This is a genomic window from Streptomyces sp. NBC_01381 (assembly GCF_026340305.1).
Classification (GTDB): domain Bacteria; phylum Actinomycetota; class Actinomycetes; order Streptomycetales; family Streptomycetaceae; genus Streptomyces.
In genome coordinates, this window is record NZ_JAPEPI010000002.1 from 2,267,862 (window position 1) to 2,289,083 (window position 21,222).

The window sequence follows — 21,222 nt, forward strand, 5'->3', positions numbered from 1 at the left end:
GTGAGACATGCGCATTGCCACCTGGAACGTGAACTCGATCACCGCTCGCCTCCCGAGGCTCCTCGCCTGGCTGGAGAACAGCGGTACGGATGTGCTGTGCATCCAGGAGACCAAGACCACCGCGGAGGGCTTCCCCGCCGACGAGCTGCGCGAGCTCGGCTACGAGTCGGCGGTGAACGCGACGGGGCGGTGGAACGGCGTCGCGCTGGTCTCCCGCGTGGGCCTCGACGACGTGACGCTCGGACTGCCCGGCGGGCCCGACTACGACGGGGCACAGGAGCCGCGGGCGATCTCCGCGACGTGCGGCCCCGCCCGGATCTGGTCGGTGTACGTGCCGAACGGCCGCGAGGTGGAGCACGCGCACTACGCGTACAAGCTGGAGTGGCTGGCGGCGCTGAAGGCCGCAGCGGCGGCGGACGCGGCGGGGGAGCGGCCCTTCGCGGTCCTGGGGGACTTCAACGTGGCGCCGACCGATGAGGACGTGTGGGACCCCGCCCTCTTCGAAGGCGCCACCCACGTCACCCCCGCCGAGCGCGAGGCTCTCGCGGCACTGCGGGAGGCGGGGCTCTCCGACGTCATGCCCCGGCCGCTGAAGTACGCGCACCCGTTCACGTTCTGGGACTACCGCGAGCTGGGCTTCCCCAAGAACAAGGGCATGCGGATCGACCTGGTCTACGGAAACGAGGCGTTCACGAAGGCCGTGACGGATTCGTACGTCGACCGCGAGGAGCGCAAGGGCAAGGGCGCGTCCGACCATGCGCCGGTCGTGGTGGACCTGGAGCTCTAGCCCGGCCCCTGGGCCCGGTGGAACCGGGCCCAGGGAACCCTCGGGTTACGGCACCAGTTCCCGCAGATCCACCGACTCCGCTATCGCCGCGAGACCCGCATCGCCCGGATGCAGGTGATCCCCGCTGTCGTACGCGGGCAGGATCCGCGAGGGATGCCCCGGATCCCGAAGCACCGCGTCGAAGTCGAGCACCGCGTCGAAGTCCCCGCCCCAGCGGATGTACGAGTTCACCGCCACCCGCTCCGCGTCGGCCGCCGCAGTGCACAGCGACTCGCCCTCGCACGGTGCGATGGTCGCCGCCACGACCCGCAGCCCCCGCGCACGCGCCCGCTCGGCGATCTCCCGCAGCCCGGCGGTCACTTGGTCCGCCTTGGTGCCCCAGCGGACGTCGTTGACCCCCTCGAAGACCACGACCGTACGGGCGGACGTCTGGGCGAACACGTCGCGGTCGAGCCGGTGCAGCGCGCTCACGCCGCCGGTGTCCGTCGAGACACCGTCACCGGGATAGCGGTCGGCGACGACACGGTTCGCGGAGATCCCCTGGTTGAGCACCCCGAACTGCGGGACCGTGTCCTGCTGGAGCAGCCGTGTGGCCAGGACGTTGGGCCACCGGTGATTCGCGTCCGGCGTGGACTTCACGCCGTCCGTGATGGAGTCGCCGAGCAGCACCACAGAGCCGGGCCCGCCGCTCACGTCGACGCCGGTGAGCAGCGGCCACGTGGAGATCGTCGACGTGTACGCCGCCGGTGAGCCGTCCGCCGCGTGGTCGCCGGGACCGCTCACGTACGAGCGCTGAATGGCCTGGCTGTGCACGGGCGCGGTCGTCACCGTCTCCGGGAGGTGGAAGCTCACCAGGAGATTGGTGTCCGCGGGGACGTCGAAGTCGAGCGGATCGCTGAACGCCTGGGCGCCCGCCGGGATTTGGGTGCCCGCGGCGCCCCGGAAGGACAGCGGCACCGGCTCACCGCGCGCCCCCGCACCGGACTCCTGCACCGCCACCGTCGCGCTGCCGATCCGCACCGGCGCCGACGCGAAGGTGTTGTCGAGCCGGATCCGCACCCGCGGGCCGCCCGTGCTCGTGTGGACGACGAGCCGCACCGTCCGGTCGGCCCACGGCCCCACCGCCGTGTACCCGGCCGTCGATGCCGACCAGCTGCCCGTCCACCCCTTGGCCGGCTGCCGCACGGAGAGCGAGAAGACATGTAGATCCGGGGCGCCCGGGTCCTTCGGCAGGGTCACCGAAGCGACCTCGCGCCCGCGCGCCACGGGCACGGTCACGACGTACAGCCGTGCCTTCTCGGCGAGTTGGCCGCCGGGAGTGTTCACATGCGGCAGCGCGACGGACTTCGTGGCGAGCGGACCCGAGCGCCAGTCGGGCGCGATCAGGCGGTACGTGCCCTTCGAGCCGTCCCCGTAGCGGACCGTCCCCGTGCCGCTCGCCTCGCCGCCCGTGCCGGCCACCAGGAAGGCGAGGGCGTCACCACGCCCGCGTACCCGGACCGACTGTCCGTCCGCGCGGACGTTGTCGGCCTCGCCCGCCTCCGTACGCGGCCAGGTCAGCCGCGCCCCGTCCACGGCGAGCGAACGCCCCGGCGTCCAGCCCGCCGCCGTCAGATCGCGCGCCGACAGCGAGCTCCCCGAACCGTCGAAGTCCGCGTCGCCGGGCCGTGCGTCGTCGCTGATCGCCCTGTTGTCGAAGAGCCGCTCCAGGGGGAGCGGCTCGGGTCTGTGCGGGGCGGCTTGCGCAGTCGCCACTGGTACGACGCTCGTGAGCACCGCGAACACCGCGGTCACTCCCCATGTACGTCGGCGCACGACGGACCCCTCCCCTTGACGGAAAACTGACGTGATGTGACGTGATGAAAGGTGCGCCATGAAGCTAAGGAGGCGGCGGAGGCGCGTCAATGAGTCGCGCGTGAACAAGACCCGAACTCGCCGAGAGGACACGGTGATGAGCGCGCCTGTGGTGCGACAGGCGATGCGAATGCCACGCTGGGTGGTATGAACATCCCTTTCATCCCGTTCCTTGACCGGTGGCGCAAGCGACACGCGGCGGATCCGGAGCCGGGTCTCGCCGCGGCGTTCGAGGACGACCCCCAAGGGGTGGCCGAACTCCTCTCCGAATGTGAGCTGCTGCGCTCCCAGGCCGCCACCGCCGGCCTCGAACTCGATGACACCCCGGCCTCGTTGGGCGCGCTCGACCAACTGCTCCCGCGCTGGCGTGACGATCCGGAGCTGCTGCCGTGGCTCGGCAACGACGCGGGCCTGTACCTGGGTTCGGTCATCGTCCGTACGGTGCCCGGCGCCACCTGGCACGTCTGGCCCGGCGGCAGTCCCGTCGTACGGCTCGCGTCGGGCCGGGAGATCCAGGTCGTGGAGGCCGGGCTCGACTGGGCGGTGCACGGTGCTCCCGAGCTGTCTCAGGTCTACGCGGAGGCGTCGGAGACGTAGCCCGGAGGCTTCCAGGGCCCGACCGCGGGATGAAGTAACTGCAAATACGGTTAATGCCCATAAGTGCGTGTCGTCCGGTAAGTCCCGTTTTCGCATGGATAGTTTGCGCGGACAGACACACCGCTGAGAGTGGGCAGGGCAGGCATGGCCGTCGATCCGCTGATCGAGCTGCGTGATGTGAACAAGTACTACGGGGAGTTGCATGTCCTTCAGGACATCGATCTCACCGTCGGCAAGGGGGAGGTGGTCGTCGTCATCGGCCCGTCAGGGTCGGGCAAATCAACGCTGTGCCGGGCGATCAACCGGCTGGAGACGATCCAGTCCGGGGCCATCGCACTGGACGGGCAGCCACTGCCCGAAGAGGGCAAGGCACTGGCCATGCTCCGCGCGGAGGTGGGCATGGTCTTCCAGTCCTTCAACCTCTTCGCGCACAAGACCGTGCTGCAGAACGTCTCCCTCGCACAGATCAAGGTGCGCCGCCGCAAGAAGGAGGACGCCGAGAAGCGCGCCCGCGATCTCCTCGAACGCGTGGGCCTCGCCTCACAGGCCGCCAAGTTCCCCGCACAGCTCTCCGGCGGTCAGCAGCAGCGCGTGGCCATCGCACGCGCGCTCGCCATGGACCCGAAGGTGATGCTCTTCGACGAGCCGACGTCCGCCCTCGACCCCGAGATGATCAATGAAGTGCTCGAGGTCATGCAGCAACTGGCCCGCGACGGCATGACCATGGTCGTCGTCACCCACGAGATGGGCTTCGCCCGCTCGGCCGCCAACCGCGTCGTCTTCATGGCCGACGGCCGCATCGTCGAGGACCGGGCGCCCGAGGACTTCTTCAACAACCCGGAGAGCGACCGAGCCAAGGACTTCCTTTCCAAGATCCTCAAGCACTGACGGGGGGACAGCCATGATGCGTACGACACGTCTGCTCGCGGCGCTCCTCCTCGCCGCCTGCGCCGTCACCGCCACCGCCTGCGGCAAGGAAGGCAGCCCGCCGGTGAAGGGGCCGCAACCCGACGAGCTGCCCAAGTACCAGGTGGCGACCGGTTTTACGCTGCCGGGCTCCAGCACCTGGGAGAAGGCGAAGCGGCGCGGCCACCTCGTCGTCGGTGCCAAGGAGGACCAGCCGTTCCTCGGCGAGAAGAACCCCGCGACCGGCGTCTACTCGGGCTTCGACATCGAGATCGCCAAGATGGTCTCGGCCTCGCTCGGCTTCGACCCGAAGTCGATCCGGTTCAGGACGATCGCGTCGGCGAACCGCGAAACCGCCCTGCAGAACGGGCAGATCGACTACTACGTCGGCACCTACACCATCAACGACCTCCGCAAGAAGCTCGTCGGCTTCGCCGGCCCCTACTACATGGCGGGCCAGGGCCTGCTCGTGCGCTCCGACGAGGACGACATCAACGGGCCGCAGGACCTGGACGGCAAGCGGGTCTGCTCGGCGGCGGGATCGACCCCCTACCAGCGCATCCAGCAGGACTACCCGAAGGCGACGCTCGTCGCGTACGACACGTACTCGGTCTGCGTCGACAACCTGCTGACCTACCAGGTCGACGCGGTCACCACCGACGACGCGATCCTCATCGGATACGCGGCCAAGGTCCCCGACGAACTCAAGGTGGTCGGCAAGCCGTTCTCCGAGGAGCCCTACGGAATCGGCGTCCCCCGCAAGGACAACACCCTGCGGTTCGCCATCGACGACGCCCTCGCGGCCCGCGAGAAGAACGGCGACTGGAAGAAGGCCTACGACGCCACGCTCGGCCTCTCCGGAGTCCCGGCGCCCAAGCCGCCCGCCATCGACCGCTACCCGGCGAGCTGAGGAGGCGTCGTGGACACGCTGACAGACAACTTCTCCACCTTCGCCGAGGGCTTTCTCGGCACCGTCCAACTCACCGTGTACTCCTCGATCCTGGCGCTCGTGCTCGGGTTCCTGATGGCGTCGTTCCGGGTGGCCCCGGTCGGCTCGTTCCGGGCCTTCGGCACGGCGTGGGTGACGGTCCTGCGCAACACCCCGCTCACCCTGCTCTTCTTCGCGGTGCTGCTCGGCCTGCCGCGCTTCGGACTCGTGCTGCCCTTCGAGGTGTTCGCCGTCCTCGCGCTCGGCTGCTACACCTCCGCCTTCATCTGCGAGGCCCTGCGCTCGGGCATCAACACCGTGCCCAAGGGCCAGGGCGAGGCGGCCCGCAGCCTGGGCATGACCTTCGGGCAGACGCTCTCCGTGGTGGTGCTCCCGCAGGCGTTCCGGTCGGTCATCCCGCCGGTCGGCTCCACCCTCATCGCGCTCGCCAAGAACTCGGCGATCGCGGGCGCGTTCAGCGTCACCGAGCTGCTCGGCACGTACAAGACACTCAGCGAACTCGGCTACAGCATCATCTGGACGTTCATCTGGATCGCCGTCGGCTACCTGATCATCACCCTCGCCATCAGCGCCGTCTTCAACATCCTCGAGAAGCGCTGGGGAGTCGCCCGATGAAAGCCCTCTCCCACGAATCGACCGCCCTCTACGACGTACCGGGGCCCAACACCGAGCGCAGACACAAGCTCTACGGACTGCTCTCCACGCTGATCCTCCTCGCCCTGGTCGGCTGGATCCTCTATCTGCTCTTCGACACCGACCAGTTCACGGAGACGAAGTGGATGCCCTTCGAGTACAAGGGCATCCAGGAGCTGCTGCTCCGGGGCCTCGGCAACACGCTCAAGGCGTTCGCCATCTCCGCGGTGCTCGCGCTCGCGCTCGGCGGACTGCTCGCCACCGGGCGACTCTCCGAGCACCGCCCGGTGCGCTGGGTGGCCACGCTGATCGTGGAGTTCTTCCGCGCGATGCCGGTCCTTGTCATGATCTTCTTCGTCTTCGTGGCGCTGAAGGTGCAGCCGCTGCCCGCGCTGGTCGCCGGACTGACGCTCTACAACGGCTCGGTGCTCGCCGAGGTCTTCCGCTCGGGCGTCAACTCCGTCGAACGCGGGCAGCGGGAGGCCGCGTACGCGCTCGGCATGCGCAAGACACAGGTGATGACCCATGTCCTGGTGCCGCAGGCCGTGCGCGCCATGCTGCCCGCCATCATCAGCCAGTTGGTGGTGGCCCTGAAGGACACCTCGCTCGGTTATCTGATCACCTATGAGGAGTTCCTCCACGCCGGGAAGCTGATCGCGTCGAACCTCGACTACGATCTACCTTTCATCCCCGTGGTTCTGGTGATCTCGCCGATCTACATCGGGATGTGCATGCTGCTTTCGTGGTTCGCCCAGTGGGTGTCCAAGCGTCAGCGGCGCAATCCCAAGACCGAGGCCGTGGAAGTGGCACCGGCCGAACCAGGGACGCTGCTGCCGGGTCCGCAGTAGCTAAAGGAGCCAGAGCCCAGCCGGCAGCAGCCGGAGATCACTGCTCGCGCAGCGGCACCGACACGTACGACGGGTCGGCCGCGGGTGAGGAGAAGGTCAGCTGCGCGCCGGACGGGTTGTGCTCGATATAGAGCGGGTCGACCGTGTCGACGACCAGGGCGAGCTTGTGTCCCGCCGGTACGTCGTAGGCCGTGGAGAACAGCTCCAGGTCCACGCCGAACGGCTTGCCGGGCGTCTTGCCGTGGAAGGTGTACGGCGCGTTGCTGACCAGCTTGCCGAGGCCGAGCGGGCCCACGTCGTACAGGTACGCGACGAGGGTGCCGCTCTCCTTGGTGCTGGTGAGCGTGGTGTGCAGCTTCGCCGTCCCGCGCACGCGCTGCGGCGCCTCGTACCTCTCGGACTGCCAGACGCCCGCGTAACGGCGCGGAAGCAGCGGCATCGAGGCCATCGGCGGGATCTTGAGGAACTGGTCGAGGGCGTTGGACAGCAGCACGATGCCGCCGTTGGCGCCCGAGTCGACGTTCGTGCGGATGGTCGTGGACCCGCCGAGGTCGATCTTCTTCTTCGTCGCGCCGACCGACTTCCAGTCGGGGTAGCCCTCATAGCCGCCCGTGGAGCGGGACTTGAGCTGGACGGGCGCTTCGGTGTCGATGCCGTTCTTCTCGCCCTTGAGGTAGCGGTCGAACCAGCGCTGGGTGGAGGTCCAGGTGTCGTTGGGAAGGCCGAGCAGGCCGGTCGCCTCGGCCGTCGCGTGGTCGCCGGGGCGGAACTCGAGGCGCTTGGGGCCGGTCAACTGCTCGTAGAACTTGGCGTATTGGTTGGGCGGGAAGATCGTGTCGCCCCAGGCGTTGCCCAGCATGACGGCCGCGCCGTTCTTGTTGATCTGGTCGATGTAGGTCGCGGGGGAGCGCTTCGCGCCCCACGCGATCATCTCGTCCTCCTTGTCCAGGTTGGACGCGAGGAAGTCCTTGAGCGTCTGCTGGAGTTCGGGGCTCGGACGGCCCGTCAGGACGCCGGCGCCGCCGAGCAGCCCGGCGGCCTGGGCGTGCTGGGTGCGGCCGCTGTAGATCGACTCGATCAGGTCGCCCCAGCCGCTGAGCGCGGCGACGGCCTTGATGCGCTTGTCGTGCCCCGCGGCGAGCAGGCTGATGCCCGCGCCGTACGAGACGCCGCCCATGCCGATCTTCTCCGGGTCGGCCGGGGTGTTCGCGAGCGTCCAGTCGATGACCTTGGAGGCGTCCGCGATGTCCTCGGGGCCGCCGGTCTCGATCTCGCCGCCGGACTGCCAGAAGCCGCGCGAGTTGTAACTGACCACCACATAGCCGGAGTTCGCGAGCTTCTGGGCCTGCGCGACGTACTCGATCTGCGGCATGGCCCAGCTGGTGGGCAGCACGATCGCGGGGTACTTGTCGCCGCTCTTCGCGCCCTTGGGGGTGAAGACGTTGGCCTTGAGGATCGTGCCGCCGTCGCCGGGGATGTCGACGAAGCGCACGTCGGTGGAGCTCGCCGCCGGGGCGGTCGCGGGGGCCGCCTGGGCCGCCGGGGCGAGGCCGAGCGCGGCACCGGCGACGAGGGTCGCGGAGACGGCGCCCACGGTGGTCGTACGCAGGGTCTTGCGCGGAAGTCCCACGGGTCACTCCTTACTCGTTCAAGCAAAGTGACCCGACGGTAACCGCGCGGCTTTACCGGGGGTAACCCGTCGGTAAGTTACGCCCCGGTAACGATTGTTGAGTGATGTACCTCTGGCGCTGTCCGCTAGCTCAGCGCGCTCTTCGTCTGCCAGTCGGCCCAGGAGAGGTTCCACTCGCCATAGCCGTTGCCCGGGTCCGGGACGCCCTTCGAGCCGCTGCCGGAGACCTCGAAGGGGTCGCCGACCTGGACCTGCCCGTAGAGCCAGGAGGAGTCGCCGTCGCTCATGCCGATGCAGCCCGAGCTGTGGTTGGTGTTGCCGAAGTACGCGGCGTTCCACGGCGCCGCGTGGGCGTACATGCCCGACCAGGTGAGACGCATCGAGTTGTCGACCATCTTGTCGTAGGCGTCGCCGAGGCCCACCGTCTCGGAGCGCATGTTGATCGTGCCCTCCTTGGCCATCAGGACGGACGTGCCGCCCCAGGACGCCTTCTCGCCGCCGGGGGTGCCCGCCGACATCGGGACCGTCTTGACGGACTGTCCGTCGCGTACGAGCGTCGCCTGCTTGCTGTCGAGGTCGACCTTGACCTTCTGGCTCTTGCCGACGGTGAAGCCGGTGGCGTAGTCGCGGACGAACCAGCCGCCGTCCGTGCCCGAGTCGATGCCGTTGAGCCGTGCGTCGAGCTTCACCTTGGTGCCGGACTTCCAGTAGTCCTTGGGGCGCCAGTCGGCGCGGTCCTTGCCGTCGTAGTTCTGGATCCAGCCCCAGGAGCCCTCGGTGCCGTTCGAGGTGGTCACCTTCAGGTTCTTCTCGACCTCGGCCTTGTTCTTCACCGGGTGGTCGAAGACGACCGACAGGGGTTGGGCGACGCCGACCGTGGTGTCCTTGCCGGGCGTCAGGGTCAGCTTGTTCACCTGGTCCGGGGCGGCCGTCTTGAAGGACGCCCGCGCGCTGCCGCCCTCGTCCGTGGTCGCCTCGACCTTGTACGCGGTGCCGGGCGCCGCCTTGCGGTTGGAGGTCCAGGTGGTGCCGTTCGCCGAGACCTTGCCGGTGAGCTTCGCGCCCTCGGTGCCGGTGACCGTCACCTGCTTCAGCTTGCCTTCGGCGAGCTTCACCTTCACCGGGGAGCCCGCCTTGGCCTGTTCACCCCGCAGGTTCACCGAGATGTCCGGCTTGTCCGCATCGAGGTCCGCGGCCCCGGCGGCAGAGCCGCCGCCCGAACAGGCGGTCAGGGCGGCGGCCAGCGCCGCGAGGCCCGCGGCCGTGGTCGCGGCCCCGGTGCGGCGGGAGCGTATGGGGCGTCGGCGGCTCGACGAGCTCAAGGGCCTCAAGGGAACGTACCTCCGTGCGAATGTGGAACTGCACGGAGAGAGGGGCGAAGGTCCCGATGGGTTGCCTCTTGCCCGGAAATTTCCGACTAGGTCACAGAGGCGCCTCTTGGGCGTCGGCGCTCGGTGGCCGGGGCCCTACTTGGCGCGATGTGAATTGCGCGGCGGGGTCACCGCGGGCGCCGGGGCCTGCGCGGCGCGGGTCACGTCCGCGACCAGCTCGACGACGTCGGCGCCGTACGCCTGGGAATTGACGACCTTCAGGAGCAGCACGAACGTGTTGCCGCCGTGCTTGCGGGCCAGCTTCTCGTGGTTGCGGGCGAGATAGCGGGTCGCCGCCTGGTTGGTGATCGCCCGCTGGCCGCAGAAGAGGAAGACGGGTCTCGCCTCCTGGCCCTGCCCTGCGGTGAGCCGCGCGAGGATCACGTACTCCGTGGTGCCGCCCTCCATGCGGTAGCGCTCGCTGCCGATCTGGAAGGCGCCGCGGTCCGGGCCCGGCTCCGGGTCGGTGTTGACGCGGACGCCGGGCAGCAGGGAGTGCATGTGCGCGGCCATGCGGCGGTTCGCGGCCGGGGCGCCGACGCAGAACTCGGTGCGCTCGCCGAAGCTCTGCTGCGCGGCGTCGTGCGCGACGAGCTGGGCGTGCGCCCCGCAGTCCTTGATCAGCGCGGCCAGTTCGAGGAGCGCGAACACGTCATGGCGTACGACAGTGAGATCGGGACCGCCCCCGTCGCGGTTCACCACGAGCAGCGACTCGGAGTTGTCGGGCAGCCCGAAGAAGGCCTGCTTGCGGCGGAGCTTGCGCCGCCACAGGTAGGAACGGGCGAGCCAGCCCAGCACGGCACAGAGGCCGGCCGCGATCAGGCCGAGGGCGATATTGCGCACGTCTTCGGTCATGGGGGCGCATGCTAGCGGGCTTCCGGACCGGTGTTCGAGGGGGTCCTGACGAGGCGGGGGACTCGAAGTTACGCTGCGCAGACGGCTGTTGACTGGAGGTACGAATGCGTCGTGCTGTCGTACGGAATCTGACGCTATTGGCGGTCGGAGGGGTTTTGGTGTCGGTCGGTGCCGCCACGCCCCCTTCGTCTCCGCGCTCAGCTGAAAGCCCTGCTCCGGCCACGGGGAAGGTGCCGGTGGCCGTCGGATACGGCGGCGCCGTATCCAGCGTCGACCCGGACGCTTCCGCCGCCGGGATCGAGGTCCTGAAGAAGGGCGGCAACGCGGTGGACGCGGCGGTCGCCACGGCGGCGGCGCTCGGCGTCACCGAGCCGTACTCGGCGGGCGTAGGGGGCGGCGGCTACTTCGTCCACTACGACGCGAAGACGCGCAAGGTGAGCACCATCGACGGCCGCGAGACGGCCCCGAAGACCGCCGATTCCGGCCTCTTCCTCGAGAACGGCAAACCGATCCCCTTCGAGGACGCCATGACCAGCGGCCTGGGCGTCGGCACCCCCGGCACGCCCGCCACCTGGCAGTCGGCCCTCGACCGGTGGGGCAGCAGACGCCTCGGCACGCTCCTGAAGCCGGCCGAGCGCCTGGCCCGCGACGGCTTCACGGTCGACCCGACCTTCCGCGCGCAGACCGAGTCGAACCAGAAGCGGTTCAAGGACTTCCCCGACACGGCGAAGCTGTTCCTGCCGGGCGGTGAGCTGCCGGTCGTCGGCTCGACGTTCAAGAACCCCGATCTTGCGCGTACGTACGAAGAGCTGGGGAGCAAGGGTGTCGGGGCGCTGTACCGGGGCGGCATCGGCAAGGACGTCGTCCGCACGGTGAACAAGCCGCCCGTCGACCCGGCGTCGGGGCGGGTCGCCAGGCCCGGCGATCTCTCCACCGCCGATCTGAAGGCGTACGCGGTGAAGGGCCAGGCCCCGACGAAGACGTCCTACCGCGGGCTCGACGTCTACTCGATGGCGCCGTCCTCGTCCGGTGGGACGACCGTCGGCGAGGCGCTGAACATCCTGGAGCGCACCGACCTCTCCAAGGCCTCGAAGGCGAAGTATCTGCACCGCTACATCGAGGCGAGCCGCATCGCCTTCGCCGACCGGGGGCGCTGGGTCGGCGACCCCGCGTTCGAGGACGTACCGACGAAGGAACTGCTCTCGCAGCGGTTCGCCGACTCGCGGGAGTGCCTGATCCGCGACGACGCGGTCCTGAAGAGCCCGCTCGCGCCGGGCGATCCGCGCAATCCCGCGGCGTGCGGGTCCGGTGACAAGGCCGCCCCGACGACGTACGAGGGCGAGAACACGACGCACCTCACGGCCGCCGACAAGTGGGGCAACGTCGTCGCCTACACCCTGACCATCGAGTCGACGGGCGGCAGCGGGATCACCGTGCCGGGGCGTGGCTTCCTGCTCAACAACGAACTGACCGACTTCTCCTTCGCGCCCGCCAGTCCTTCCGTGCACGACCCGAACCTGCCGGGTCCGGGCAAGCGGCCCCGGTCGTCGATCTCGCCGACGATCGTCCTCGACCGGCACGGGAAGCCCGTGGTCGCGCTCGGGTCGCCGGGCGGCGCGACGATCGTCACCACCGTCCTGCAGACCCTGACGGGCTTCGTCGACCGGGGGCTTCCGCTGGTCGACGCGATCGCCGCGCCGCGCGCGAGCCAGCGGAACGCCGCCCAGACCGAGCTCGAGCCGGGGCTGTGGGACAGCCCGCTGCGGCCCGAGCTCGAGGCGATCGGCCACTCCTTCAAGCAGAACCCCGAGATCGGGGCGGCCACCGGCGTTCAGCGTCTGCCGGACGGCAAGTGGCTCGCCGCCGCGGAGAAGGTGCGCAGGGGCGGGGGGTCGGCGATGGTCGTACGGCCGGAGTAGGACATGCCCCTAGCGGGGCGCGCAGTTCTGCTCCAGCTCGTTCGCCGCCCAGCGGATGGAGCCCTCCGGGTCGTCGTGCAGATAGCGGAGGGTGGGCAACGCCTCGCGTACGGCCGCGAGTTGCGCGTCACCCCGGCCGCCGCGGGCCTGGTGGACGTCCGCCAGGTCCGCGATGAGCAGGAGCAGCGTGCTGCGGGACTTGTTGTCCGGGTCCGTCATGAGCTCGACCAGGAACGGGACGGCCGGGACGGCGGCGGTCGACGCCGCCTCCTTGGAGACGAGGAGGCGGTAGAGGTCGTGCACCGCGTCCATGGCCGTCTTCTTGTCGTCCGACGTCACCTTGCCGATCAGCTCGGGGATCATGTGGCCGGGGCCGCGCGCGGTCCACAGCGAGCCCCAGTCGACGTCCTCCAGGCGCAGTTGGAGGTCGCGGTGCGGCCACAGCTTCGCCAGGTCGAGGCGGAGCGCCGCCGTGGACTCCGCGTCGGTGACGCGCAGGGTGCCGTCGGTGTCGAGGCCGAGGAACTTGATGCCGGTGCCGAGGCGGAGGTTCGCGACCGCGTCCGACACCAGGTCCCAGACGCGGACCAGGCCGTCCGCCCAGGCCGCGGCGAGCGCGGGACCGGTCGGCAGGACGGCGGCGGCCAGGGAGTTGATGGGGGTGTTCCTGCGGGCGAACGGCGAGCGCATCGGCTTGCGGCGGGTCGACCAGTAGCGGATCACACCGTTCGCGTCGCCGCTCAGGACCAGGCGCGTGCTCGCAAGCTCCAGACAGGTCACGGAGGTCACCGGGGCGCGGTGCAGGGTGAGCGTGATCGTCTCGGGGTCCTCGTCGTCGGTCTCCCGGACGTGCACCCGGCCTTCCGTGTCCCCGGCCACCACCATCGTCGGCCCCTGCAGACAGGCCACCGCCCTGAGCGTGCTGCGCTCTTCGACCAGCGCCGCCGCCTCACCGGCCACCACCGGCGGCTGCGGGTACTCCCGGGTCAGGACCGTCCACCGCCCGCGCTCGTCGGCGTCCCCGGCCTGCAGCGCGACCGGGCCGAGGTCCTCCAGCGGCTCGGGCACCTCGGCCGGCGGCCTGATGTCCTTGTCGGTCCACTCCAGGCCCAGCGTGCGGGCGACGTCGAGCAGCGCGGTGCGGGTCCGCGCGTTGATGACGATCTTGAAGTCGGCCCCGGGGCCGCGGCCGTGCCGGATCACCGCGTCCGGAGCGCCGTACGAGAGGGCGTCCGTGCCCATCTCCTGCCAGGGCAGCAGGCCCAGTTCGCGGTACGAGGCCTCAAGGCGCCGTACGACCTCGGGGTCGGCGTCGACGGTGTCGCGGCCGAACCGCAGCGTATATCCGTAGTGCGCGGGCATCCGCTCGAAGGCCAGCTGCATCAGGAACTCGGAGAGCGAGCGGCTCTGCACCACCCACTCGCCGCCGATGCTCACGACGACCCGGGGGTCGGGGAGTTCGGCCTCGGCGGCCAAGTAGCCCCACTCATGGGCGTAGTGGTACTCGGACATGAAGACGCACACGCGGTCGTCGTCATCGGGGCCTATGAGCCCGCTGTCCTCGTCCACATCCATCTCGGAGAGCTTCGGCGGCCACTGGGTGTGCACCCAGTACAGGCGCGGGTTGAAGGCGAAGGAGTTGAGCGGCGAGTCCCACCATTCATTGAGCGCCTGCGGGACGGGCAGCTCCCAGTCGATGCCCACCTTCTTGTTCTCACCGCCCCAGCGTGAGTGTCCGGGCTCGCCGCCCGGGTCCACATGGCCCCACTCCCGCTGCACCTCGTCGAGCAACGACCAGCGGGGGCGCCCCTGTTGACGCCCCAGCCGGTCGGCGAACTGTCCGTAGTCAATGATCTCGTGTGTCACCGGAGCATCGTACGAACGATCTTCGTCGCCGATGTCGTGGTGGTGTCACAGTGCTGTGAGGATGCGCGTACCTTCGCCCCGATCGATCGGTCACCAATAACTATACCGGTATGAGAATAGGCTTCGGGGCGGGTTCGGTATTAGAATGGGCGCATGGTGCGGACCCCCTTGACCCCCGAAGAGCGCGAACGCGGCGAGCGACTCGGCCTGCTGCTGCGCGCGGCGCGTGGCGAGCGGAGCATGGTGGAGGTGGCCGCGACCGCCGGACTCTCCGCCGAGACACTCCGCAAGATCGAGACGGGCCGGGCCCCGACGCCGGCGTTCTTCACGGTGTCGGCGCTGGCGGTGGCGCTGGGTCTTTCGTTGGACGAGGTGGCGAAGGCTTGCGCGCTGGTGCCGGTTTAGTCCGGGCGCGCCCCGAAGGGGCGCGGGGAACCGCGCGACCGGCCACGACGCACCCGCAGATACCTGGAGTGCCCCCCCGAGTTTCGAGCCCGTCCCGGCTCACAGCGCCGCCGGCCCCGTGGAAAACTGCGTGTAGTCGTCCCGTAACACGACTGGTGTTATCTTCCGGACCGGAAGACTCCAGGCTCCATGGGGCGGTGCTGGCTCGGATGGCAGTAGGACAACTCCCGGATCAGGTACGGGAGTTCGCGAGATATCTGCGGGATCTCCTGGCGCGGCTCGACTCCGGCGCCGGGTGGTGCGGCGTGTTCTGGTCGCGTGACCCCGACGGCATGCAGGCCTGCATCGACGGTGCGGAGGTGCCGCCCTGGGACGTGGTGGAGGCGCTGCTGCACGACCTCGCCGCGGCGTACGGGGAGCGGGCCGCCGAGCAGGAGACGCGGCGGGCGCGCGCCCTGCATGCCGCCTCGCTCGCGGCGTACGACGCGCGGCCCGGCGGCAGTCAGCTGCTCGGCGAGCGCCTCGACATGATGATCACCGAGCAGCGGTACGCGGTGGAACGGCAGGCGGAGCTCGGGCGTTCGCTCGCCGCCGCGGTGACGTCCGACGACGTGGAACGGCTCAACCGTGACCTCGCCTGGGTGCGGGACGACCACGAGCGGGCCACGGCGCGCTGTGTCGAACTCCGGGAACGTATCGAGCGGTTGGAGCGGGCGGACCGGCCCCAGTGGGTCGACCTGGGCACGCCGGATGCCGGGGTCTCTTCGTACGGGGTCGGTGTCGACGTCGGTGCCGCGTCGGCGGAGTACTCGGAATACGGGGAGCAGGCGGCGTACGCGCAGTATGGCGAGTACGGCGGCGATGCCTCACCGCCGGACTTCGGCGCGGCACCTTTCGACTCCGCCCCTGATCCTGCCCCTTCCCCTGCCCCCGCCCCCGAGGAGCCCCGCGTCCCCGAGCAGGCCGCCGCCCCGCGCCGCCGGCCGCGCGGCGCCCGCTTCGCCGGTTTCGACGAGGATGCCGCCGACCCCGTCGTCGTACCCGAGATGGCCGCGCCGCAGCCCGCCGGGCGCACTCCGCGCGGCGCACGGTACGCGCACGCCGACGACGGGGCCCGCGAACCGGCCCCCGGTGACGTCGACAGCGACAGCGGCAGTGTCTTCATCGGACCGGACCGCGACGGCGACCGCGCCACCGCCGAAGCCGTCGCCGCACTCGTCAGGCTCCGCGGCGAAGGCCGCAGCGGCGAGGCGCACGGCGTGCTCGTCGAAGCGGCGGGCTGGCCCGCGGCCCGCCTCCCCGCGTTCGCCGGTGAACTGCACCGGGCGGGCCTCGGCGCCGACTGGTCGACGCTGCTCTGGGAGGCCGCGTCGCTGCCGCCCGACCGGCTCGTCGCCCTTGCCGACGCGCTCGCCGGGTCGGGCCGCGCCGACGACTGCCGCAAGCTGCTGCGGCAGGGTGTTGCACGGCCCGCGCCGGAAATCGCCGAGGCGGTGCTCGCGCTGATCGACGCGGGCCGCGAGCGCGAGGCCCGTGCGCTGCTCGACGCCTATCTCCGCGTCCGTACCGCCGAGGACGCGGCCGGCTGCGCGCACACCGATCCCTACCGCCTCATACCGCTGCTCCTGGGGGCGGCCCAGGGCGTGTCGGACGAGCACCACTGGGATCTGGTGCACGCGCTGCGCGTGGCCGGATTCAGTGCCTGACGCCGTCTGATGCCGCCTGACGCCGCCTGACGACGCTCGTGTCCTGATCGCCGGGTGATCGCTTCTCGCCCGCTCGGGTGCGAAACATGATCGACTCCGCCGGTTAACGGCGATGGTCTTGCCCAGCAGGTCGACGAGGCTTACGTTCTCCTATCTACGCATCAAGTCTACGGGCGTAGAAGCTCTCTGACGTCCCATCACGGACTTGCGAAGGAGCAGCTCTCATGGCCACCGTCGTACGCGCCGCACTCGTCCAGGCGACCTGGACCGGCGACACCGAATCCATGATCGCCAAGCATGAGGAGCACGCCCGCGAGGCGGCCCGCCAGGGTGCGAAGATCATCGGCTTCCAGGAAGTCTTCAACGCCCCCTACTTCTGCCAGGTCCAGGAGCCCGAGCACTACCGCTGGGCCGAGCCCGTGCCGGACGGCCCAACCGTCACGCGTATGCGGGCGCTGGCCCGCGAGACCGGCATGGTCATCGTCGTGCCGGTGTTCGAGGTCGAGCAGTCCGGGTTCTACTTCAACACCGCCGCCGTGATCGACTCCGACGGCTCGTACCTCGGCAAGTACCGCAAGCACCACATCCCCCAGGTCAAGGGATTCTGGGAGAAGTACTACTTCAAGCCGGGGAACGCGGGCTGGCCCGTCTTCGACACCGCGGTCGGCAAGGTCGGCGTCTACATCTGCTACGACCGGCACTTCCCCGAGGGCTGGCGCCAGCTCGGCCTGAACGGCGCGCAGATCGTCTACAACCCCTCCGCCACATCCCGCGGCCTCTCCGCCCACCTCTGGCAGCTCGAACAGCCCGCGGCCGCCGTCGCCAACGAGTACTTCATCGCCGCGATCAACCGCGTGGGCGTCGAGGAGTACGGCGACAACGACTTCTACGGCACTTCGTACTTCGTCGACCCGCGTGGCCAGTTCGTCGGCGAGACCGCGAGCGACAAGGCCGAGGAACTCGTCGTCAGGGACCTGGACTTGAGCCTGATCGAGGAAGTACGCCAACAGTGGGCGTTCTACCGCGACCGCCGTCCCGACGCGTACGAAGGGCTGGTCCAGCCGTGAGGGATCTGTACAGCCGCCACAAGTCCGTCCTGCCCGAGTGGCTCGCGCTCTACTACGCCGAGCCGCTGGAGATCACCCATGGCGAGGGCCGCCATGTCTGGGACGCGGACGGACGCAAGTACCTCGACTTCTTCGGCGGCATCCTCACCACCATGACCGCACACGCGCTGCCCGAGGTCACCAAGGCGGTGAGCGAGCAGGCCGGGCGGATCATCCACTCGTCCACGCTCTATCTCAACCGGCCGATGATCGACCTCGCCGAGCGCGTCGCGGGCCTCTCCGGCATCCCGGACGCCCGCGTCTTCTTCACCACCTCCGGGACCGAGGCCAACGACACGGCCCTGCTCCTGGCCACCACGCACCGCCGCTCGAACCAGATCCTGGCGATGCGCAACAGCTACCACGGCCGCTCGTTCACGGCCGTCGGCATCACCGGCAACAGCGGCTGGTCGCCCACCAGCCTCTCGCCGCTCCAGACGTTGTACGTCCATGGGGGCGTCCGCGGCCGCGGCCCGTACGCCAAGCTGACCGACGCCGAGTTCACCGAGGCCTGCGTGGCCGACCTGCGGGACATGCTCGGGCAGGCGCGCGGGGGAGTGGCGGCACTGATCGCCGAGCCGATCCAGGGGGTCGGCGGCTTCACCTCACCTCCGGACGGGCTCTACGCGGCGTTCCGCGAGGTCCTGCGGGAGCACGGCATCCTGTGGATCTCGGACGAGGTGCAGACCGGCTGGGGCCGCACCGGCGACCACTTCTGGGGCTGGCAGGCGCACGCCGCGAGCGGCCCGCCGGACATGCTCACCTTCGCCAAGGGCATCGGCAACGGCATGTCGATCGGCGGCGTCGTGGCGAGCGCCGACGTCATGAACTCCCTCGACTCCAACTCCATTTCGACGTTCGGCGGCTCCCCGGTCACGATGGCTGCGGGCAACGCCAACCTCACCTACCTCCTGGAACACGACCTTCAGGGCAATGCCCGGCGCGTCGGCGGCCTCCTCATCGAGCGGCTGCGCGCCATCTGCGCCCAGATCCCCGTCGTACGCGAAGTGCGGGGCCGCGGCCTGATGATCGGCATCGAACTGGTCGACCCCACCACGGGCGAGGCGAATCCGCGGGCGGCCGCCGCCGCGCTGGAAGCGGCACGCGCAGATGGCCTCCTGATCGGCAAGGGCGGCGGCCACGACACGAGCGTGCTGCGCATCGCGCCGCCCATGACGCTGACGGTCGCGGAGGCGGAGGAGGGGGCGACGTTCCTGGAACGAGCCCTGAGGGGCGTGTAGTCCACGCACCCCGCTATGCCCGCACGTACGTACGCCCAAGCCTGAAAGGGAGCGCCCCACCATGAGTACCCGCACCCTGATCCGCGGCGGTCTCGTCATCACCGCCGCCGAGGAGACCCACGCCGATGTGCTGATCGAGGACGGCCGGATCGCCGCGCTCGCCGCGCACGGCACGGACGCGGCCGAGGCGTGGACCGCGGACCGCGTGATCGACGCGACCGGAAAGTACGTGATTCCGGGGGGAGTTGACGCGCATACGCACATGGAGCTGCCGTTCGGCGGGACCTTTGCCTCCGACTCGTTCGAGACGGGCACGCGAGCGGCCGCCTGGGGCGGCACCACGACCATCATCGACTTCGCGGTGCAGAGCCAGGGGCAGTCCCTGCGGGCCGGTCTGGACGCCTGGTACGCGAAGGCGGACGGGAAGTGCGCCATCGACTACGGCTTCCACATGATCCTCTCCGATGTGAACCAGCGGTCGCTGAAGGAGATGGACTTCCTGGTGGAGGAGGGCATCACCAGCTTCAAGCTCTTCATGGCGTATCCGGGAGTCTTCTACAGCGACGACGGGCAGATTCTGCGCGCCATGCAGCGCTCGGCGTCGAACGGCGGGCTGATCATGATGCATGCCGAGAACGGCATCGCGATCGACGTACTGGTCGAGCAGGCACTCGCACGCGGCGAGACGGATCCGCGCTACCACGGGGAGGTGCGCAAGGCCCTCCTGGAGGCGGAGGCCACCCACCGCGCGATCCAGCTGGCACGGGTCGCGGGGGCTCCGCTGTACGTCGTGCACGTGTCGGCGGAGGAGGCTCTCGCCGAGCTGGCGGCCGCGCGGGACAAGGGACTTCCGGTCTTCGGCGAGACATGTCCCCAGTACCTCTTCCTCTCCACGGACAACCTCGCGGAGCCGGATTTCGAGGGCTCGAAGTACGTCTGCTCAACTCCCTTGCGCCCGCGCGAGCACCAGGCGGCGCTGTGGCGGGGCCTGCGCACGAACGACCTCCAGGTGGTGTCGACGGACCACTGTCCGTTCTGTTTCGTGGGCCAGAAGGAGCTGGGCCGGGGCGACTTCTCGAAGATCCCGAACGGGTTGCCGGGTGTGGAGAACCGCATGGACCTCCTCCACCAGGCGGTGGTGGACGGTCACATCACGCGCCGCCGCTGGATCGAGATCGCCTGCGCGAGCCCGGCGCGGATGTTCGGCCTGTACGGCAAGAAGGGCACGATCGCGCCGGGCGCGGACGCGGATGTCGTCGTCTACGATCCGGCGGCGGAGCAGGTCATGTCGGTGGAGACGCATCACATGAACGTGGACTACTCGGCGTACGAGGGAAAACGGGTCACCGGGCAGGTGGAGACGGTGCTTTCGCGGGGCGAAGTGGTCATCGACGAGCGGAAGTTCACCGGGCGGGCCGGGCACGGCTGCTATGTCCCGCGCGGCACGACGCAGTACCTCGGCTAATGACGCAGTACCTCGGCTAGGAGAGGCGACGCACCATGGATTTCGGACTCGTCCTGCAGACCGACCCGCCGGCTTCGCAGGTCATCAGCCTGATGAAGCGCGCGGAGCGCAACGGCTTCCGCTATGGCTGGACCTTCGACTCGTCGGTGCTGTGGCAGGAACCCTTCGTCATCTACAGCCAGATCCTGGCGAACACCGAGCACCTGATCGTGGGCCCGATGGTCACCAATCCGGGGACGCGGACGTGGGAGGTGACGGCGTCGACGTTCGCGACCTTGAACGACATGTACGGCAACCGCACGGTGTGCGGCATCGGCCGTGGCGACTCCGCGATGCGGGTGGCGGGCCGCAAGCCCAACACCCTGGCGCGGATCAGCGAGGCCATGAAGGTGATCAGGACGCTGGCCTCGGGCGGGGAGGCGGACCTGGGCGGCGGCACGGTCGTCCGCTTCCCCTGGATCAAGCCGGATGCCCAACTGCCGGTGTGGATGGCGGCGTACGGGCCCAAGGCGTTGAAGATGGCGGGCGAGGAGGCCGACGGCTTCATCCTCCAGCTCGCCGACCCCTACCTGACGAAGACGATGATCAAGGCGGTGCGTGACGCGGCCGCGGCGGCGGGCCGCGACCCCGCGTCGGTCACGATCTGCGTGGCGGCGCCCGCGTATCTCACGGAGGACGACTCACCGGCGGCGCTTGCGCACGCGCGTGAGCAGTGTCGCTGGTTCGGCGGGATGGTCGGCAATCATGTGGCGGACCTGGTGGCCAAGTACGGCGAACACTCGGATGTGGTCCCCGAGGCGCTGACGGAGTACATCAAGGCCCGCGAGGGGTACGACTACTCCCACCACGGGCGGGCCGACAACCCCGACACGGCGTTCGTGCCGGACGAGGTCGTGGACCGCTTCTGTCTCATCGGGACGGCGGAGCAACAGGTCGCGAAGCTGCGGGAGTTGAAGAATCTCGGGGTCGATCAGTTCGCGGTCTACGCGATGCACGACGCCCGCGAGGCCGTCATCGACGGCTACGGGGCAGCGGTCATCCCCGCCCTGCGGGACTGACTGCCGGCCTCACCAAGCAGTGGGAGG

Annotated in this window: 18 protein-coding genes; 13 read left to right on the forward strand and 5 right to left on the reverse strand. The window is 69.7% G+C overall.

Features of this window, described 5'->3' with window-relative positions; all coding sequences use genetic code 11:
* Positions 1-7 precede the first annotated feature (7 nt).
* Positions 8-787, forward strand: coding sequence for an exodeoxyribonuclease III (locus OG453_RS31760; protein WP_266871995.1), 780 nt, complete (start codon positions 8-10; stop codon positions 785-787).
* Between the two features lie 45 nt (positions 788-832).
* On the opposite strand, the gene OG453_RS31765 is transcribed toward OG453_RS31760, so the two are convergent.
* Entirely contained in the window at positions 833-2,662 is a 1,830-nt protein-coding gene (locus tag OG453_RS31765; RefSeq protein WP_266871996.1) for an SGNH/GDSL hydrolase family protein, read from the reverse strand.
* A gap of 126 nt (positions 2,663-2,788) precedes the next feature.
* On the opposite strand from OG453_RS31765, the gene OG453_RS31770 reads away from it, so the two are divergent.
* The 5 genes from OG453_RS31770 to OG453_RS31790 all read left to right on the forward strand — a co-directional run bounded on the left by OG453_RS31770 (position 2,789) and on the right by OG453_RS31790 (position 6,574).
* Complete coding sequence (locus OG453_RS31770) at positions 2,789-3,238, forward strand: DUF6278 family protein (RefSeq protein ID WP_266871997.1); 450 nt, start codon at positions 2,789-2,791, stop codon at positions 3,236-3,238.
* Between the two features lie 144 nt (positions 3,239-3,382).
* On the forward strand, positions 3,383-4,126 hold the full coding sequence (locus OG453_RS31775) for an amino acid ABC transporter ATP-binding protein (protein ID WP_266871998.1): 744 nt from the start codon (positions 3,383-3,385) through the stop codon (positions 4,124-4,126).
* Positions 4,127-4,142: 16 nt separating this feature from the next.
* Positions 4,143-5,054 carry a glutamate ABC transporter substrate-binding protein gene (locus OG453_RS31780; RefSeq protein ID WP_266873195.1) on the forward strand — a complete coding sequence of 304 codons (912 nt, stop codon included), beginning with the start codon at positions 4,143-4,145 and terminating at the stop codon, positions 5,052-5,054.
* 9 nt (positions 5,055-5,063) lie between these two features.
* Positions 5,064-5,708 (forward strand): amino acid ABC transporter permease, encoded by a 645-nt coding sequence (locus tag OG453_RS31785; protein WP_266871999.1) that lies wholly within the window; start codon positions 5,064-5,066, stop codon positions 5,706-5,708.
* Positions 5,705-6,574 carry an amino acid ABC transporter permease gene (locus OG453_RS31790; RefSeq protein WP_266872000.1) on the forward strand — a complete coding sequence of 290 codons (870 nt, stop codon included), beginning with the start codon at positions 5,705-5,707 and terminating at the stop codon, positions 6,572-6,574. The genes OG453_RS31785 and OG453_RS31790 overlap by 4 nt, the downstream gene beginning before the upstream one ends.
* Positions 6,575-6,611: 37 nt before the next feature.
* Here the strand turns inward: OG453_RS31790 and OG453_RS31795 are convergent, their stop codons facing one another.
* The 3 genes from OG453_RS31795 to OG453_RS31805 form a co-directional block, all read right to left on the reverse strand.
* Positions 6,612-8,204 carry an alpha/beta fold hydrolase gene (locus OG453_RS31795; RefSeq protein ID WP_266872001.1) on the reverse strand — a complete coding sequence of 531 codons (1,593 nt, stop codon included), beginning with the start codon at positions 8,202-8,204 and terminating at the stop codon, positions 6,612-6,614.
* 125 nt (positions 8,205-8,329) lie between these two features.
* Positions 8,330-9,499, reverse strand: a complete 1,170-nt coding sequence (locus OG453_RS31800) for an Ig-like domain-containing protein (protein ID WP_266873196.1) — start codon at positions 9,497-9,499, stop codon at positions 8,330-8,332.
* Between the two features lie 171 nt (positions 9,500-9,670).
* Positions 9,671-10,429 (reverse strand): hypothetical protein, encoded by a 759-nt coding sequence (locus tag OG453_RS31805; RefSeq protein ID WP_266872002.1) that lies wholly within the window; start codon positions 10,427-10,429, stop codon positions 9,671-9,673.
* Between the two features lie 104 nt (positions 10,430-10,533).
* Between OG453_RS31805 and ggt the strand changes: the two genes are divergently transcribed.
* On the forward strand, positions 10,534-12,348 hold the full coding sequence (ggt, locus tag OG453_RS31810; protein ID WP_266872003.1) for a gamma-glutamyltransferase: 1,815 nt from the start codon (positions 10,534-10,536) through the stop codon (positions 12,346-12,348).
* Between the two features lie 9 nt (positions 12,349-12,357).
* On the opposite strand, the gene OG453_RS31815 is transcribed toward ggt, so the two are convergent.
* Positions 12,358-14,214 (reverse strand): WD40 repeat domain-containing protein, encoded by a 1,857-nt coding sequence (locus OG453_RS31815; protein ID WP_266872004.1) that lies wholly within the window; start codon positions 14,212-14,214, stop codon positions 12,358-12,360.
* 153 nt (positions 14,215-14,367) lie between these two features.
* Between OG453_RS31815 and OG453_RS31820 the strand changes: the two genes are divergently transcribed.
* From OG453_RS31820 to OG453_RS31845, 6 genes are all read left to right on the forward strand, one after another.
* Complete coding sequence (locus OG453_RS31820) at positions 14,368-14,619, forward strand: helix-turn-helix domain-containing protein (RefSeq protein WP_266872005.1); 252 nt, start codon at positions 14,368-14,370, stop codon at positions 14,617-14,619.
* A gap of 209 nt (positions 14,620-14,828) precedes the next feature.
* Positions 14,829-16,325 (forward strand): hypothetical protein, encoded by a 1,497-nt coding sequence (locus OG453_RS31825; RefSeq protein ID WP_266872006.1) that lies wholly within the window; start codon positions 14,829-14,831, stop codon positions 16,323-16,325.
* Positions 16,326-16,549: 224 nt separating this feature from the next.
* Complete coding sequence (locus tag OG453_RS31830) at positions 16,550-17,392, forward strand: nitrilase-related carbon-nitrogen hydrolase (RefSeq protein ID WP_266872007.1); 843 nt, start codon at positions 16,550-16,552, stop codon at positions 17,390-17,392.
* On the forward strand, positions 17,389-18,672 hold the full coding sequence (locus OG453_RS31835; protein WP_266872008.1) for an aspartate aminotransferase family protein: 1,284 nt from the start codon (positions 17,389-17,391) through the stop codon (positions 18,670-18,672). The genes OG453_RS31830 and OG453_RS31835 overlap by 4 nt, the downstream gene beginning before the upstream one ends.
* 61 nt (positions 18,673-18,733) lie before the next feature.
* Positions 18,734-20,137, forward strand: coding sequence for a dihydropyrimidinase (hydA, locus tag OG453_RS31840; RefSeq protein WP_266872009.1), 1,404 nt, complete (start codon positions 18,734-18,736; stop codon positions 20,135-20,137).
* Positions 20,138-20,172: 35 nt separating this feature from the next.
* Complete coding sequence (locus tag OG453_RS31845) at positions 20,173-21,195, forward strand: TIGR03842 family LLM class F420-dependent oxidoreductase (RefSeq protein WP_266872010.1); 1,023 nt, start codon at positions 20,173-20,175, stop codon at positions 21,193-21,195.
* Positions 21,196-21,222: the final 27 nt, after the last annotated feature.

Bases quoted from the DNA above. Each gene is read 5' to 3' on its own strand.
- hydA (WP_266872009.1), top strand. From the start codon at position 18,734: ATGAGTACCCGCACCCTGATCCGCGGCGGTCTCGTCATCACCGCCGCC.
- OG453_RS31765 (WP_266871996.1), bottom strand. From the start codon at position 2,662: ATGGCGCACCTTTCATCACGTCACATCACGTCAGTTTTCCGTCAAGGG.
- OG453_RS31830 (WP_266872007.1), top strand. From the start codon at position 16,550: ATGGCCACCGTCGTACGCGCCGCACTCGTCCAGGCGACCTGGACCGGC.
- OG453_RS31825 (WP_266872006.1), top strand. From the start codon at position 14,829: ATGGCAGTAGGACAACTCCCGGATCAGGTACGGGAGTTCGCGAGATAT.
- OG453_RS31790 (WP_266872000.1), top strand. From the start codon at position 5,705: ATGAAAGCCCTCTCCCACGAATCGACCGCCCTCTACGACGTACCGGGG.
- OG453_RS31845 (WP_266872010.1), top strand. From the start codon at position 20,173: ATGGATTTCGGACTCGTCCTGCAGACCGACCCGCCGGCTTCGCAGGTC.
- OG453_RS31780 (WP_266873195.1), top strand. From the start codon at position 4,143: ATGCGTACGACACGTCTGCTCGCGGCGCTCCTCCTCGCCGCCTGCGCC.
- OG453_RS31775 (WP_266871998.1), top strand. From the start codon at position 3,383: ATGGCCGTCGATCCGCTGATCGAGCTGCGTGATGTGAACAAGTACTAC.
- OG453_RS31820 (WP_266872005.1), top strand. From the start codon at position 14,368: ATGGTGCGGACCCCCTTGACCCCCGAAGAGCGCGAACGCGGCGAGCGA.
- OG453_RS31760 (WP_266871995.1), top strand. From the start codon at position 8: ATGCGCATTGCCACCTGGAACGTGAACTCGATCACCGCTCGCCTCCCG.
- ggt (WP_266872003.1), top strand. From the start codon at position 10,534: ATGCGTCGTGCTGTCGTACGGAATCTGACGCTATTGGCGGTCGGAGGG.
- OG453_RS31805 (WP_266872002.1), bottom strand. From the start codon at position 10,429: ATGACCGAAGACGTGCGCAATATCGCCCTCGGCCTGATCGCGGCCGGC.
- OG453_RS31770 (WP_266871997.1), top strand. From the start codon at position 2,789: ATGAACATCCCTTTCATCCCGTTCCTTGACCGGTGGCGCAAGCGACAC.